Source organism: Bacillus sp. AFS059628 (genome assembly GCF_002571225.1).
Classification (GTDB): domain Bacteria; phylum Bacillota; class Bacilli; order Bacillales; family Bacillaceae_G; genus Bacillus_A.
The window spans coordinates 39,709-55,507 of sequence record NZ_NVEC01000003.1 but is presented as its reverse complement, the minus strand read 5'-3'; the positions used below and the strand labels follow the sequence as shown (position 1 = coordinate 55,507).

The following is a 15,799-nucleotide window of genomic DNA, read 5'->3' as shown; positions in this document are numbered from 1 at the left end:
ATACACCAGTACCTATAGTTTATTTCTCTTATCTTTTATGATAGTAAAAAATATGCTGTTCGCCAACCTTAATACAAAAAGAAATGATCCTGACAAATAGGATCATTCCATTTTATCATATGCCTCAATAATACGTTGCACCAGTGGATGCCTTACAACGTCCGTTTGTTCTAATGTAATGAATGAAAGACCTGATACACCAGATAAAATGTTAGAAGCTAGCGTAAGCCCTGATTTTACCCCTTTTGGTAAATCTACTTGTGAAGGATCCCCCGTAATAACCATTTTAGAACTAAAACCCAATCTTGTTAAAAACATTTTTATTTGTGCACCCGTTGTATTTTGCGCTTCATCTAAAATAACAAATGAATCATCGAGTGTACGCCCTCTCATATAAGCAAGAGGCGCGATTTCAATTACCCCTCGCTCCATCATACGCTGTGTATATTCTTGTCCAAGAATATCATGCAGAGCATCATACAACGGACGTAAGTATGGATCTACCTTCTCTTTCAAATCACCTGGTAAAAACCCTAAACTTTCTCCAGCTTCTACAGCTGGTCTCGTTAAAATAATTTTCTTTACATATCCTTGTTTTAAAGCTCTTACAGCCATTACTACAGCTAAGTATGTTTTCCCAGTCCCAGCAGGTCCTATTCCAAATACAATATCATTTTTCTTCATTGCATGAATATATCTTCTTTGCCCCATTGTTTTTACACGAATGGATTTACCTTTTGCCGTTTTAAAGATTTCTTCTTCATATAACTCTTCAAATTGAGCAATTTTCCCTTGTTGTGCGAGCTGAATTGCATACGCAACATCTCTTTCTGTAATTGATACACCTTTTCGAATAACAACAAGTAATTGCTGTAAGATTTTTTCTACAAGTGTCACAGTTTCAACTGCTCCAGATGCATGAACAGTTTCACCTCTAGTTACAATCGATACATTCAGTTCCCGTTCAATTACTTTCAAATGAGCATCATTGACTCCAAAAAGAGCGATTGCTTCGTTAGTATTTTCCAATTGTTGGTTCATTTCTACTAATTGTTCTGCCATTACTCAGTCTCCTTGAATATCGGATTCGGATATTGGTTGTGGCTCTGCAATATTTTCAATCACAGTATAATGCAATGTGACTTTTAGTTGATCCGCCTCAACCTTTTTACTCAAAATCTTATCACTTACAATCATAGCATGTTCATCCAATTTTTTCTTTAGTTCTTTTTCAGCCATTTCTTTTGCTACTTTCATTGCCTGTTTTTCTGTATATTCTCGATTTGCCTCTTCCTCTTCCCGCACTATATCTTTTTCGTATGCAATCGGTAGTGTAAAACCAAATAATTTCACATCATGCTTTACACTTTCCGTACGAGAGCGTTTATACTTATCATGTTGAAATCCCCATATTTTTATTTTTGCACTCCCAAACGTAAGGTAATGCTCATTATATGCATTGCCAGTATATACTTGGAATTGTGTCTTTAGCGGCACATTCACATTAGATGTATACCAAGTTTCTCCATATACAATACCTTTCGCCGAAACAATCGTCGGACTCTCCTCATTACCGTATATCCCTGATACGAGAAGCTGCCCTTTTTCTACATGATCATTTTTTAGAACGACTGGTTTTCCTACTTCAACAAATGTTTTTGTAACAATCGCTTCTTTTTTTGCCACTAAATTTTGTGGTTTTTGTTCTTTTTCTTTTTTCGGCTCGTTTTTTTCAACAATTTTAAAATGGTACGTCGTTCCTCTTATTTCTAATCCTGCCCAAGTAATCGCATTAATATTGTCTGTCAAATGACGTTGTACATCTTCTACACTAGGCATTTGAAATTGCAATTTTCCTTTTTTAATACCCATTTTGTCCAATTCTTTCATTAATATATATTCTGTTTCAGGTTTCGCTCCTGAAATTTCAATCTTCCAAACCATATTCGATAATGCGATCATACCAAAAAAGAAAATTAAAAAACCAATTAAGAATCCACTATTCTTAATTAGACGCTTATTCCAAAAAGGGAAACCGTAACGCCCAATAAAATATAGTTTACATTCATTTTTTCTATAAATTGGCTTTATTTTTTTCACATCTCGCAATAGCATACAAAAAACTAACGTTTCTTCAGCAATTTTCTTAACGTCCCAAACTAATAATTTCCTACGCACACATTCATTAACAAATCGTTCCGCTCCTCTACCTTCAATTCGTACCTTTACATATCCAAGCCACTTTATAAACCATTTATTTTTCATCTACCACCTTCACTACCTTTCCAAAAGTAGACACTCTACTTTTCACTTTAATTAGCAAAATAGCTCGTACGAAAATGAAATAAAGAGTTTTATTTTCCATAAATAGCGGGATAAACTAACTAGTAGGGTCAAATCATTAGAATAAAGAAGAAAAACTTCACATACGGAAGTTTCCCTTACTTCTCTTTCTTTTCGTCTTCTAAAAATGTCACTTGCTCAATTATCCCTTCAAGCAAAAGTTCTTCTGGAAGGATTGTTTTAATAACAAAGGACTGCCCCTTAATTAATAACTGACCATGCTTTAGCAATAATCTTACTTCTTTATCTGAAAACACTAATAAACCTCGATGATTTTCTATATAGATATGCACTTGCCCAACAAGCGTGATCCGAGGTAGATCCATTAGCACATCCACTGGCAGGTCTATTTGCTTCGTTAACCAATTCTTCATTTGTTCTAATTTTTTCATCCCAAAAGACCCCCTCTCATCCCATATGTATGAAAAAAGAGCTTGTAATATCACGTCCAAACTGAAAAAAAGCATAAAAAAACGTCTCATAAGAAATGAGACGTTTTTTTATGCTAATAGCTGGATAACCAGCTTATTCACAAGCGATCCGTCTGTTTTACCTTTTACTTTCGGCATAACAGCAGTCATCACCTTACCCATATCTGCTTTAGAAGTCGCACCAACTTCAGAAATAACTTGCTTGATTACATCAACTAGTTCTTCTTCAGTTAATTGCTCCGGCAAATATGCGCTTAAAATCTGAATTTCACTTTGCAGTTTATTAACAAGGTCTTCACGACCAGCTTTTTTAAATTCAAGGAGGGAGTCCTTATGCTGTTTTACTTCACGAGCTAAAACTGTTAGTTCCTCTTCTTCAGTAAGAGTATGCTGTAGTTTAATACCTTCATTTTGTAAAGCAGCCTTAACCATACGAATGACGGTTAATTTTTCTTTTTGTTTATTCTTCATCGCTTGTTTCATATCATCGTTTAAACGACCGAGAAGACTCATAACTTACACCCTCTCTTAGAATTTACGCTTTCTTGCCGCTTCAGATTTCTTCTTACGTTTTACACTTGGTTTTTCATAAAACTCGCGCTTTCTTGCTTCAGCAAGTGTACCAGTTTTAGAAACCGATCTTTTAAAACGGCGAAGTGCATCCTCCAAAGACTCGTTTTTACGAACGACTGTTTTTGACATTCTCTTTCCCTCCCTCCGAAACATCACACTTACATACTAACTCCAGCATGCAAAAAGAAACATTTCTTCAGCATGTCTTTTACGATTATAATACATTTTATCACTTCAGGTCAACTATTTGGCAGAATAAAAGAAGAATAGATGCTCTTCCTTTTTTAAAAACTATGTAGATAGCTGTTATCCTTTTCCCTGAAGACAACTATATTTTTGTCATTACACCTTTTTTCATGCAGGAACGTACGAAACAACTATTCTTTTCGTACATTTTCAGTACTTAACTTCTCCACTAAAAAAGAAAGCATGCAAATCGTTTCCATTTGCATGCTTTTTTATCACGCTATTTGCCCTGCCACCCGATTGGTGAGGACTGATAATCAGCGAGGGATACCCCACTGATTAAAGTTTCACTTTATGCGCTTGCTGATTCTTTTTTTACATCATCTTCAAGAACACGAACAAATTGCGCTTCATTATATGGATAACCAGCTTTCGTAATTTTTACTTTCACTAGTTTACCAATTAATTCTTCTGATCCTTCAAATACAATTTTCAAGTAGTTATCTGTATAACCTACATATAACCCTTCGCGGTCGCCCTCTTTAAATTGCTCTTCCGGAATGATTTCAAGTACTTCGCCTTCAAACTGTGACGCATACTCTTTCGCTAATTGATTAGATAGTTCAATTAAACGGTGAACACGATCGTTCTTTACATCTTCAGGAACTTGATCTTCCATGCGCGCTGCAGGTGTTCCTGTGCGTTTTGAGTAAGGGAATACATGTAACTCAGAGAAGCGATTGTCTTTAATGAAATTGTATGTTTCCATGAATTCTTCTTCTGTTTCACCTGGGAAACCAACGATTACGTCCGATGTAATCGCAAGACCTGGTAACGCTTCTTTCAAACGATCTAAACGCTCTTGGAAAAATTCCATCGTATACTTACGACGCATACGTTTTAATACTGTATTAGATCCAGATTGCAACGGAATGTGTAAGTGACGTACAACTACTTCAGACTTATCTAACACTTCAATTACTTCATCTGAAATCTGACTCGCTTCAATAGAAGAAATACGAAGACGTTTTAATCCGCTGACTTCCGCTTCCATATCACGAAGTAATCCAGCTAAGTTATAATCTTTAATATCTTCACCGTACCCACCTGTATGAATACCTGTTAATACGATTTCTTTATAGCCTGCATCTACTAGTTGCTGTGCTTGTTTAATAACTTCTTTCCCATCACGAGAACGCATTAAACCACGCGCCCAAGGAATAATACAGAATGTACAGAAGTTATTACAACCTTCTTGTATTTTTAAAGATGCACGTGTACGATCCGTGAAGTAAGGTACATCTAGTTCTTCGTATACACGTGTTTTCATAATGTTGCGGACAGCATTAATTGGCTGACGCTCTTTGCGGAATTCTTCGATGTATCCTAACATCTTTTCACGATCTTGTGTACCAACTACAATATCTACGCCTGGAATCGCCATAATTTCCGCTGGAGATGTTTGCGCATAACATCCAGTTACACAAATAACCGCATCCGGGTTTTGACGAACAGCACGTCTAATAACTTGACGACTTTTCTTATCTCCCGTATTCGTTACTGTACACGTATTGATAACGTATACATCAGCTTTCTTTTCATATTCAGTTCTTTCATATCCACCTTGTTTAAACAATTGCCAAATGGCTTCTGTTTCATAGTGGTTTACTTTACAACCTAACGTATGGAACGCAACAGTTGACATTGATCATCACCCCATCAATTCAAAATGATACGAAGCAGCACTTAACGCGTATAACGGCGCCGTTTCTGTTCTTAAAATTCTTGGTCCTAAACTACATGGTACAAATTTATGTTCACGAAGTGCTGTAATCTCTTCCTCAGCTAAACCGCCTTCTGGGCCAAATACAATCAATAGCTTTTGACCTGGTTTCATCGTCGTTAAAGCTTTCGCAAAGTTAGATTTCTCGCCTTGTTTTGCTTCCTCTTCGTAAGCAACAAGACAAACATCATACTCACCACTCATCGAAAGCAATTGTTTAAATGATGCTGGAGCATGTACTTCTGGAACTTCACTTCTATGTGATTGTTCCGCAGCTTCTTTCACAATTTTTCTTAAACGCTCAACTTTTTTATCAGCTTTTTTCGCATCCCATTTTACGATAGAGCGAGATGCTTGAAATGGTAGGAATGCAGCCGCCCCAAGCTCAGTTCCTTTTTGGAAAATTAACTCGAGCTTGTCTCCTTTCGGCAGTCCACTTGCAATCGTCACGAAAACAGGAAGTTCACTTGACGTCTCTACCCATTCTACAATAGCCGTATTAATAAATTCACTGGTAATTTCATCAATTGAACATATTGCTGTTTTTCCGTTTACACAGCAATAAATGTGATCACCAGCTGACATACGCATCACTCTTGCGATATGATGTACGTCATCACCTACAATGCGAATACTTGTCTCATTTACATATTTCTCTTCTACAAAATAACGTTGCATATAATCACCTTAGTAGAGTTTCGTTCCTTTCGTAAGTCAACACTTACGAAAAGAACGAAACGTTATCATTTTTCATATAACAAACGGCAAGTCCCTCACCTTATAGTGAGAGACTCCCCTTTTCATTATAGACTAAAATCTATATTACGCATTTCGTGCAATAATTGCTACCCAATCTTCCATTCGTAACACTTCTTCAATTGTAAATCCGGCCTTTTCTAACGCTTCAGAAATTACTTTTTCTTTCGCAGCAATAATGCCCGATGTAATAAATAATCCACCTGACTTCACAACTCTCGCTGCATCTTCAGGGAATAATAGAATAATTTCTGCTAATAAGTTAGCTACGATTAAATCAACAGGACCTTCAATGCCTTCTAAAAGACTATTTTGTCCAACAGACACGATATCATCTGTTTTATTTAAACGTACATTCATTTCTGCACTTTCAACTGCAACCGGATCTAAATCATACGCTTGAACAGAAGACGCACCTAATTTTGCTGCTGCAATACTAAGTACACCAGAACCTGTTCCTACATCAATGACAGTGTCACCCGGCTGAACTGTTTTCTCTAAAGCACGAATACACATCGTTGTTGTTGGATGAGTTCCTGTTCCAAACGCCATACCTGGATCTAATTCAATAATTTTTTCTTCCGGAGAAGACGTTGTATATTCTTCCCACGTCGGCACAATTGTGAATGTATCAGAAATTTGTACTGGATGGTAATATTTTTTCCAAGCAGTAGCCCAATCCTCTTCATTGACTTCGTTAACGGTAATATTTCCAGTACCAATTTCGATGTCGTAAGATGGAAGCACATCAATAGATGATTTTACACCTGCAATCGTTTCATGTAAAGAATCCGTTTGCGGGAAATATGCTTTTATTAATACACCTTCCGCCGGATATTCATCTGGGTTCAATGCATAAATTTCACCGTATTGTTGCTCGCGCTCTTTCGTCAACTCCGCTGGATCCTCAATCGCAACTCCACTAGCACCAGCTTCATGTAAAATATGAGAGACAGCTTCTACTGCTTCTTCTGTTGTATGAATACTAATTTCTGACCATTTCACAATTTACCAACTCCATTTTTTATTTCCATTATTCCCCTTTGAAAGCACGTTTAAGCTTTCCAAATAAACTATCATCCTGCTCTTCTTGTCCCGCGAATTCACGCAATAAATCTTTTTGATGTGAAGTTAATTTCGTCGGTACAACAACACGAACGACTACATATTGATCTCCTTGACCATATCCACGTACGTTCGGAGCACCTTTCCCTTTTAAGCGGAATTCTGTTCCTGTTTGTGTACCTGCTGGAATTTTCAGCTTCACTTTCCCATGAACAGTAGGAACTTCCACTTCAGCACCAAGTGCCATTTGCGCGAATGTTAATGGCATTTCGCAAATAATGTGATCTCCTTCACGTTCAAAGAATTCATGATCTCTTACATGAACAACAACATATAAATCTCCTGCCGGTCCGCCATTTACGCCCGCTTCACCTTTTCCAGATACACGGATTTGCTGACCATTATCGATACCTGCTGGAATTTTAACGTTGATTTTTTTACGTTTACGTACTTTACCAGAACCGTGGCATGTCGTACATTTTTCTTTAATCATTTGACCAGTTCCTGAACAATGACCACAAGCTTGACGGTTTACGATACGACCAAATGGTGTATTTTGTTCTACACTTACTTGCCCTGATCCTGAGCAATGTTTACATGTTTCTTTTGAAGTTCCTGGTTTTGCCCCGCTACCTTTACAAGTATCACATGGATCTTCTACTGGAATCTCGACATTTAATTCTTTACCAAAAATAGCTTCTTCAAAATCTAAAGTGACTTGATATTGTAAGTCAGCACCTTGGCGCGGAGCATTTGGATCACGACGTCTGCCGCCACCGCCGCCAAAGAATGAACTAAAGATATCTTCAAAACCGAAACCACCGCCGAAGTCTCCTCCGCCGCCAAAGCCACCGAAGCCTTGATTAGCACCAGCATGACCAAACTGATCATATTGCGCGCGCTTTTGATCGTCGCTTAACACTTCGTATGCTTCTTGTACTTCTTTAAACTTTTCAATTGCATTTTCTTCTTTACTTACGTCTGGATGGTATTTTTTAGCCAAACGACGATACGCTTTTTTTATTTCATCTTTTGAAGCACCCTTGCTAAGTCCAAGGACCTCATAATAGTCTCGTTTACTCATAAATTTACAACCCCCGAATCTTTCACATAAACGTAATTTTAACATCGAAAGAAAGTGCTTTGCAACAAAGTTTCCTCACTTACAGTATGCAAAGCAAAAAACTTAAGAACCTCACACTTTTCTTCTCATTCGTGAAAAAAGCCAAAGTCAAGGCACGCTTGACTTTGACTTTTTGTCATCTTACTTATTATGTTTACAGTTGAATTACTTGTCTTCTTTTACTTCTTCAAACTCAGCGTCAACTACATTGTCTTTCTTAGCGCCAGCATCTTGTGCTCCTTGCGCACCTTCTGCTTGCCCTGCAGCAGCTTGAGCTTGCTCGTATAATTTAACAGTTAATTGTTGTACGATTTCTTGTAAAGCGTCTTTTTTCGCACGGATTTCCTCAAGCTCGTTCTTTTCGATCGCAGCTTGTAATGCTTCTTTCGCTTCTGTTGCTTTCGCAACTTCAGCAGCATCCACTTTACCTTCTAAGTCTTTTACAACTTTATCTGTTTGGAATACAAGTTGGTCAGCTTCGTTACGAAGTTCAACTTCTTCCTTACGTTTTTGATCAGCGTCAGCGTTTGCTTCTGCTTCTTTTACCATACGATCTACTTCTTCATCAGAAAGACCTGAAGAAGATTGGATTGTAATAGCTTGTTCTTTGCTTGTTCCTAGATCTTTCGCACGTACGTTAACGATACCGTTCGCATCAATATCGAATGTTACTTCGATTTGTGGAATACCACGTGGTGCTGGTGGGATATCTGTTAATTGGAAACGTCCTAACGTTTTGTTGTCAGCTGACATTGGACGCTCACCTTGTAATACATGAATATCTACTGCTGGTTGGTTATCAGCAGCTGTTGAGAATACTTGTGACTTACTTGTTGGAATTGTAGTGTTACGCTCGATTAATTTCGTGAACACGCCACCCATAGTTTCAATACCTAAAGAAAGTGGAGTTACGTCTAATAATAGTACGCCTTCTACATCACCAGTAAGTACGCCACCTTGAACTGCAGCACCTAATGCTACAACTTCATCAGGGTTTACACCTTTATATGGTTCTTTACCAGTTTCACGTTTAATAGCTTCTTGTACAGCTGGGATACGAGTAGAACCACCAACAAGGATAACGCGATCTAATTCACTTGCAGATAGACCAGCATCTTTTAAAGCACGACGAGTTGGCTCTAATGTTCTTTCAACAAGGTTTGCTGAAAGCTCTTCGAATTTCGCTCTTGTTAATGTTAATTCTAAATGTAATGGACCAGCAGCTCCAGCACTAATGAATGGTAATGAAATTTGTGTTTGTGTTACACCTGAAAGATCTTTTTTCGCTTTTTCAGCTGCATCTTTCAAACGTTGAAGTGCCATTTTATCTTGGCTTAAATCAATGTTATTTTCTTTTTTGAACTCAGCCACTAAGTGATCGATGATAACTTGGTCAAAGTCATCTCCACCAAGACGGTTGTCACCAGCAGTTGAAATAACTTCGAACGTTCCATCTGCTAACTCAAGGATAGATACGTCAAATGTACCGCCACCTAAGTCATATACTAAGATTTTTTGCTCTTCATCTTGTTTTTCTAAACCGTAAGCAAGGGCTGCTGCTGTTGGTTCGTTAATGATACGCTCAACTTCTAAACCAGCGATACGACCAGCATCTTTTGTTGCTTGACGTTCTGCATCGTTGAAGTATGCAGGTACTGTAATAACAGCTTTCGTTACTGTTTCACCTAAGTATGCTTCAGCAGAAGCTTTTAAGTTTTGTAAAATGATTGCAGAAATTTCTTGAGGTGTATATTCTTTACCTTCGATTTCTACTTTGTAGTCTGTACCCATATGACGTTTAACAGACATGATTGTATTTGGGTTTGTAATTGCTTGACGCTTTGCTACTTCCCCAACTTGACGTTCTTCATTTTTGAAAGCTACAACAGAAGGTGTTGTACGGTTTCCTTCTGGATTTGGGATAACCTTTGGTTCTCCACCTTCCATAACAGCTACACAAGAGTTTGTTGTACCTAAGTCAATACCGATAATTTTACTCATGGCGAATCCTCCTACTTTTATGTAAATTATTGATTTACTTTTACCATCGATGGGCGAATTACACGGTCTTTTAATTTATAACCTTTTTGGAATTCTTCCACAACCGCGTTTGATTCAAATTCGCTGTCTTCTACTTGCATAACAGCTTGGTGTTCATGAGGATCAAACTGTTTACCAACAGCTTCAATCGCTTCTACACCTTCTTTTGTCATCGCTTCTAACAATTGACGATATACCATTTCCATCCCTTGTAATAAGGACTTCATTTGCTCATCAGTTGCTTCCACTTGCATCGCTCTTTCAAAATTATCAAGAGCTGGCAAAATATCTGAAACAAGACTTTGTGCTCTATATTTTTCAGCAGCCTGTTTATCCATTTGAACACGGCGCTTATAATTTTCAAAATCTGCTTGTAGACGTAGCATACGGCCTTCCGTTTCCGTGAGTTTCGCTTGCAATTCATCTACCTTTTCTTGTAAAAGAGCAGCCTCACTTTTTTCTTCAACAGTTTCTTCGCTGTTTTCAGATGTTACGGCTTCTTCAACTTTTGCTTCTTTTACTTCTTCTTTCATTTCTTCTACAACTTGTTCGTTACGCTCTTCCACAATTTTCACCTCCTTAAAAGGTATTAGGTATCATGCATAGCATGATTACCTAAGCATAGTTATATATTACACACAGCGATGTATTGTTCATCACTTGAGCGCATGTATTCTTCTTTATTTTTTTAGTCCATCTGTAATTTGCCTTGTAAATAACTGCAACAAACTAATTACACGAGAGTATTGCATTCTCGTTGGACCTAAAATTGCAATTGTTCCAAGCTGTTCTTCTCCAATCGAATATGTTGCAGAAATCAAACTACAATCTTCCATGGCTGTCGCAGAGTTTTCCCTACCAATTTTCACTTGAATACCTACTTGTTTATGACGCAAAATGTCATAAAACTCAGCTTCGTTATCAATCATCGTCAGCAAGGATCTTACTTTGTGAATGTCATGGAACTCTGGTTGCGAAAGCATATTTGCTTTTCCCCCAAAGTATATCTTTTCCGATAAAGGAACTTGAAATGTACCATCTAGCATTTTTATTGCACTATCGTAGTTATGAACATACCCGCGCAATACCGTAACAATCTCTTTAAAGATTTTATTATGGAGTTCCGACATTGGTACGCCTGATAGCTTTTCATTTAAAATATTAACCATTTTTTCTAAATCTGATAAATCAACAGATTCCGGAACGGTAATCGTTTTGCTTTGTACATGCCCTGTATCCGTTACAATAATAGCGACTGCAGTTTGACGATCAAGCGGTACAATTTGTACGTTTTTAAGTTTATTTGTGCTTAACTTCGGTCCAAGAACAATGGCTGTATAATTCGTAAGCTCTGATAAAATTTGAGCCGATTGCTGCGCAATCTTTTCTGCTTCAAAAATTCTTTCAGCAAATAAATCTTTAATTTGTACAATTTCATCGTTCGGTAAGTTTTGCGGCGCTAAAAGATGATCTACATAAAATCGGTATCCTTTTTCAGAAGGAACACGTCCAGAAGAACTGTGCGTTTTTTCAATAAATCCTAGTTCCTCTAAATCAGCCATTTCATTTCGAATAGTAGCTGAACTAAATGTAATTTCATCTTTCTTAGCCAGCGTCCTTGACCCAACAGGTTGCGCTGATCCAATAAAGTCATCAATAATTGTTTGTAAAATTAAGAGCTGACGTTCCGTAAGCATCTCATCATCACCTCTGTTAGCACTCTTTGTCTTCGAGTGCTAAATCTATTAATAACTTACCAAAATTGACATTCAATTGTCAACGGAAACGTCACGAAATAATGAAACTTTTTCACGTTAATGAAACATTTAATTAGTCAATCAAAAATGATTGGAATACTTCATTCCCCAATAATTTTCCCTTTCGCGTTAAACGAACATATCCATCGCTCTCTTCAAGCAATCCTTGTTCTTGGTTGTTTTGTAACTGCTTCGCGAAAACTTGATCCATCTCCATACTAAATTTCTTTTGAAACGCTATTTTAGATACACCTTTTGTTTTTCGAAGCCCTAAGAATAACTCTTCTTCCATTTTTTCTTTCTCCGTCACCATGTGAACATCTAAATACGGAAATCCAGTTTCATCAATTTTATTGAAGTATTGCTTGAGCGGTCCTACATTTTGAATACGTTCCCCATTTACATAACTATGTGCCCCAGCTCCAAATCCATAATACTCTTCATTATTCCAGTATGTGAGATTATGTCTACTTTCATTATCACCTTTTGAGAAATTACTAATTTCATACTGGCTATAGCCATGTTTCTCCATTTCATCCATTACCATTTCGTACATTTTCGCTTCATGGTCTTCACCTGGAAGTCTTAATTTCCCTTTATTCATTAAGTTATAAAATACCGTTTTTGGTTCCACGATTAATGAATATGCCGAGAAATGTTGTACACCAAGCGTAAAAGCAATGTCTAATGTTTCTTTTACGTCTTCTATCGTCTGCCCTGGCAGAGCGTAAATAATATCTACATTTATATTTTTAAAGCCTACTTCCTGCGCTTCTCTAATTGCTACAAATGCATCTTCCCTCGTATGCTTACGTCCAATTTTCTCAAGCAATTCATCTCGAAATGTTTGCACACCAAAACTAATTCGGTTCACTCCACCTTCTAGTAACAGATTTAACTTCTCTTTCGGCAAATCACCCGGATTCGCTTCAAATGTTAATTCACAATTCGGGGCAAACGGACGTAAACGACGATTTATAATATCTAATAATTTCTTTGTCTGCTCCATATTTAATGCTGTCGGAGTTCCTCCACCAACAAAAATCGTTTTTATACTATCAAACGGTACCTTTTGAACTGTATTTATAATTTCTTTCTCTAAATACTCTAAATATTGATCGACTGGCTGGCGTTCAATAAACACTTTATTAAAATCACAATAGTGACAAATATGCTGACAAAACGGAATATGAATATATGCAGCTTGTACCAAAAATAACTCCTACCTTTCTAAAAAGAAAACCTTCGCGCTCGGGAGGCTTCCTTTACTTCTCTAACGTATTACGAATTTGTTCCATTCGCATTTTTCCCCAATCATACATCATTTCAACGATTGGTAAAAGCGACATGCCTAATTCCGTCATATAATATTCCACTCGCGGAGGAATTTCTGGGTATACCGTTCGATCAACAATCCCATCTTCCATTAACTCTTTTAATTGGTTTGACAAAACTTTATGAGAAATACTTGGAAATAATCGTTGTAATTCACTAAAACGATGAGGCCCTTCCACACCAAGATGCCACAATATTACAACTTTCCACTTTCCACTAATAATAGAAAGCGTCAATTCCTTTTCACAATTAAAATTGCCATTTTGTATTTTTTCTTGAATATCTTTTCGAATATTTTCGGACATTAACAAACTCCTAACTCTATATGAACTAAAAAGCTCTCTCACTATTGTAATTGAGAGAAGCTACGTTGTCTAAAAAGTAATGATATAAAAAAGAAGCCGTATAAAACGACTTCTTTTTTTTATATCAATTCACATGAAATAACAATCAATTATTAGTTGTCATCCATTTTCAATACAGCCATGAATGCTTCTTGTGGTACTTCTACAGAACCAACAGACTTCATACGTTTTTTACCTTCTTTTTGCTTATCAAGAAGTTTACGTTTACGAGAAATGTCACCACCGTAACATTTCGCAAGTACGTTTTTACGCATCGCTTTAATTGTAGAACGCGCTACAACTTTGTTTCCGATCGTCGCTTGAATTGGTACTTCGAACTGCTGTCTTGGAATTAAATCTTTTAACTTTTCTACAATCACTTTACCACGGTCATACGCTGAATCACGGTGTACGATAAATGATAGGGCATCGACTTGTTCATTATTTAAAAGAATATCCATTTTCACAAGTTTAGATGGTTTGTAGCCAATTAACTCGTAATCAAATGATGCATATCCTTTTGTGTTTGATTTCAATTGATCGAAGAAATCATATACGATTTCTGATAACGGGATTTCATATGTTAATGTAACACGTGTTTCATCTAAATATTGCATATCAATAAACGTTCCACGTTTACCTTGGCAAATTTCCATTACAGCTCCAACGTAGTCATTTGGAACCATAATTGAAGCCTTCACAAACGGCTCTTCTACACGATCGATAGACTGTGGATCTGGCATATTAGATGGGTTATCAACAATAACATCTTCACCATTTGTTAAATAAACTTTATAAATAACGCTTGGCGCCGTTGTAATTAAGTCAATTTTAAATTCACGTTCAATACGCTCTTGAATGATTTCCATGTGAAGAAGTCCTAAGAAACCACAACGGAAACCAAATCCTAGCGCTTGAGATGTTTCTGGTTCAAACTCAAGAGCAGAATCATTTAACTCTAATTTTTCTAACGCATCACGTAAATCATTGTAACGTGCAGAATCAATCGGATATAAACCACAGAATACCATTGGATTTAATTTACGGTAACCTGCTAACGGCTCTGCAGCTGGACGTTTCGCATGTGTAATCGTATCACCAACGCGTGTGTCACCAACATTTTTAATCGATGCTGCTAAGAAACCTACATCACCTACTGTTAACTCATCACGTTGCGTAGTTTTCGGTGTGAATACACCTACTTCTGTTACTTCAAACTCTTTTCCAGTTGCCATCATACGTACTTTATCGCCAACTTTTACCGTTCCGTTAACAACACGAATATATGCAATTACACCGCGGTATGGATCATATAAAGAGTCAAAAATCATACATTGTAACGGCTCTTCTGAATCTCCTGTTGGTGCTGGTACTTTTTCAACGATTTGTTCTAAAATCTCTTCAATACCAATCCCAGCTTTTGCAGAAGCAAGTACAGCTTCTGATGCATCTAAACCGATTACATCTTCTACCTCTTGGCGTACACGCTCTGGGTCTGCACTTGGTAAATCGATTTTATTAATAACTGGTAAAATCTCTAAATTGTTATCAAGCGCTAAGTATACGTTCGCTAACGTTTGCGCTTCAATACCTTGCGCTGCATCTACTACAAGAATCGCACCTTCACAAGCCGCTAAACTGCGAGATACTTCGTACGTAAAGTCGACGTGTCCTGGTGTATCAATTAAGTGAAGAATATATTCTTCACCGTCTTTCGCTTTATAGTTTAACTGTACTGCGTTTAATTTAATTGTAATACCACGCTCACGCTCTAAATCCATAGAGTCAAGCAACTGAGCTTTCATTTCACGTTGTGTTAACGCGTTTGTTTTCTCTAAAATACGGTCTGCTAACGTTGACTTTCCGTGGTCAATATGAGCAATGATAGAGAAGTTACGAATTTTGGACTGTCTTTTTGCTCTTTCTTCTTTGTTCATCTATGTTCTCAACTCCTAATAGTCTCGCCAATATACACTAGCACTGATTATATCAATAGAGCAGCAAAGATTCAATGAAAACTCGTGCTGCTTACAATACAAATCATTCTATCTATATCTTATGCG

The 15,799-nt window shown here is 37.2% G+C and carries 15 protein-coding genes; all 15 read right to left on the bottom strand.

Translation table 11 applies throughout. From position 1 onward, the window contains the following. Window positions 1-102 precede the first annotated feature (102 nt). Window positions 103-1,062 carry a PhoH family protein gene (locus COL05_RS01050; protein WP_002194561.1) on the bottom strand — a complete coding sequence of 320 codons (960 nt, stop codon included), beginning with the start codon at window positions 1,060-1,062 and terminating at the stop codon, window positions 103-105. A 3-nt stretch (window positions 1,063-1,065) separates the two neighbouring features. Then, a complete protein-coding gene (gene yqfD / locus COL05_RS01045) occupies window positions 1,066-2,265 on the bottom strand; it encodes a sporulation protein YqfD (RefSeq protein ID WP_098667270.1) in 1,200 nt (399 codons plus the stop codon). Window positions 2,266-2,441: 176 nt separating this feature from the next. Then, window positions 2,442-2,735: a sporulation protein YqfC gene (gene yqfC, locus COL05_RS01035; protein WP_000732265.1), complete on the bottom strand. Its 294-nt coding sequence runs from the start codon at window positions 2,733-2,735 to the stop codon at window positions 2,442-2,444. A gap of 108 nt (window positions 2,736-2,843) precedes the next feature. Then, window positions 2,844-3,287 (bottom strand): GatB/YqeY domain-containing protein, encoded by a 444-nt coding sequence (locus COL05_RS01030; RefSeq protein ID WP_000054573.1) that lies wholly within the window; start codon window positions 3,285-3,287, stop codon window positions 2,844-2,846. Window positions 3,288-3,302: 15 nt separating this feature from the next. Then, complete coding sequence (rpsU, locus tag COL05_RS01025) at window positions 3,303-3,476, bottom strand: 30S ribosomal protein S21 (RefSeq protein WP_000048061.1); 174 nt, start codon at window positions 3,474-3,476, stop codon at window positions 3,303-3,305. A gap of 409 nt (window positions 3,477-3,885) precedes the next feature. Further along, window positions 3,886-5,238 carry a tRNA (N(6)-L-threonylcarbamoyladenosine(37)-C(2))-methylthiotransferase MtaB gene (mtaB, locus tag COL05_RS01020; protein ID WP_098667268.1) on the bottom strand — a complete coding sequence of 451 codons (1,353 nt, stop codon included), beginning with the start codon at window positions 5,236-5,238 and terminating at the stop codon, window positions 3,886-3,888. A 6-nt stretch (window positions 5,239-5,244) separates the two neighbouring features. Further along, a complete protein-coding gene (locus tag COL05_RS01015; protein ID WP_098667267.1) occupies window positions 5,245-5,994 on the bottom strand; it encodes a 16S rRNA (uracil(1498)-N(3))-methyltransferase in 750 nt (249 codons plus the stop codon). 144 nt (window positions 5,995-6,138) lie between these two features. After that, entirely contained in the window at window positions 6,139-7,077 is a 939-nt protein-coding gene (gene prmA / locus COL05_RS01010) for a 50S ribosomal protein L11 methyltransferase (protein ID WP_098667266.1), read from the bottom strand. A gap of 28 nt (window positions 7,078-7,105) precedes the next feature. Continuing rightward, window positions 7,106-8,221, bottom strand: coding sequence for a chaperone protein DnaJ (gene dnaJ / locus COL05_RS01005; RefSeq protein WP_071757255.1), 1,116 nt, complete (start codon window positions 8,219-8,221; stop codon window positions 7,106-7,108). A gap of 204 nt (window positions 8,222-8,425) precedes the next feature. Beyond that, complete coding sequence (gene dnaK, locus COL05_RS01000; RefSeq protein WP_000034690.1) at window positions 8,426-10,261, bottom strand: chaperone protein DnaK; 1,836 nt, start codon at window positions 10,259-10,261, stop codon at window positions 8,426-8,428. A 26-nt stretch (window positions 10,262-10,287) separates the two neighbouring features. Further along, the gene (gene grpE / locus COL05_RS00995; RefSeq protein ID WP_098667265.1) at window positions 10,288-10,866 is read right to left on the bottom strand and encodes a nucleotide exchange factor GrpE; all 579 of its coding nucleotides are present in this window, start codon (window positions 10,864-10,866) and stop codon (window positions 10,288-10,290) included. 114 nt (window positions 10,867-10,980) lie between these two features. Beyond that, window positions 10,981-11,997, bottom strand: coding sequence for a heat-inducible transcriptional repressor HrcA (gene hrcA / locus COL05_RS00990; protein WP_098667264.1), 1,017 nt, complete (start codon window positions 11,995-11,997; stop codon window positions 10,981-10,983). 133 nt (window positions 11,998-12,130) lie between these two features. Then, entirely contained in the window at window positions 12,131-13,270 is a 1,140-nt protein-coding gene (hemW, locus tag COL05_RS00985) for a radical SAM family heme chaperone HemW (RefSeq protein WP_098667263.1), read from the bottom strand. Between the two features lie 52 nt (window positions 13,271-13,322). After that, window positions 13,323-13,697, bottom strand: coding sequence for a winged helix-turn-helix transcriptional regulator (locus tag COL05_RS00980; protein WP_001293546.1), 375 nt, complete (start codon window positions 13,695-13,697; stop codon window positions 13,323-13,325). A 152-nt stretch (window positions 13,698-13,849) separates the two neighbouring features. After that, a complete protein-coding gene (gene lepA / locus COL05_RS00975) occupies window positions 13,850-15,673 on the bottom strand; it encodes an elongation factor 4 (RefSeq protein ID WP_001030955.1) in 1,824 nt (607 codons plus the stop codon). Window positions 15,674-15,799 lie beyond the last annotated feature (126 nt).

Excerpts from the sequence above, each read along its gene's own strand:
- COL05_RS01050 (WP_002194561.1), bottom strand. The coding sequence starts at position 1,062 with ATGGCAGAACAATTAGTAGAAATGAACCAACAATTGGAAAATACTAAC.
- yqfD (WP_098667270.1), bottom strand. The coding sequence starts at position 2,265 with ATGAAAAATAAATGGTTTATAAAGTGGCTTGGATATGTAAAGGTACGA.
- yqfC (WP_000732265.1), bottom strand. The coding sequence starts at position 2,735 with ATGAAAAAATTAGAACAAATGAAGAATTGGTTAACGAAGCAAATAGAC.
- COL05_RS01030 (WP_000054573.1), bottom strand. The coding sequence starts at position 3,287 with ATGAGTCTTCTCGGTCGTTTAAACGATGATATGAAACAAGCGATGAAG.
- rpsU (WP_000048061.1), bottom strand. The coding sequence starts at position 3,476 with ATGTCAAAAACAGTCGTTCGTAAAAACGAGTCTTTGGAGGATGCACTT.
- mtaB (WP_098667268.1), bottom strand. The coding sequence starts at position 5,238 with ATGTCAACTGTTGCGTTCCATACGTTAGGTTGTAAAGTAAACCACTAT.
- COL05_RS01015 (WP_098667267.1), bottom strand. The coding sequence starts at position 5,994 with ATGCAACGTTATTTTGTAGAAGAGAAATATGTAAATGAGACAAGTATT.
- dnaJ (WP_071757255.1), bottom strand. The coding sequence starts at position 8,221 with ATGAGTAAACGAGACTATTATGAGGTCCTTGGACTTAGCAAGGGTGCT.
- dnaK (WP_000034690.1), bottom strand. The coding sequence starts at position 10,261 with ATGAGTAAAATTATCGGTATTGACTTAGGTACAACAAACTCTTGTGTA.
- hrcA (WP_098667264.1), bottom strand. The coding sequence starts at position 11,997 with ATGCTTACGGAACGTCAGCTCTTAATTTTACAAACAATTATTGATGAC.
- COL05_RS00980 (WP_001293546.1), bottom strand. The coding sequence starts at position 13,697 with ATGTCCGAAAATATTCGAAAAGATATTCAAGAAAAAATACAAAATGGC.
- lepA (WP_001030955.1), bottom strand. The coding sequence starts at position 15,673 with ATGAACAAAGAAGAAAGAGCAAAAAGACAGTCCAAAATTCGTAACTTC.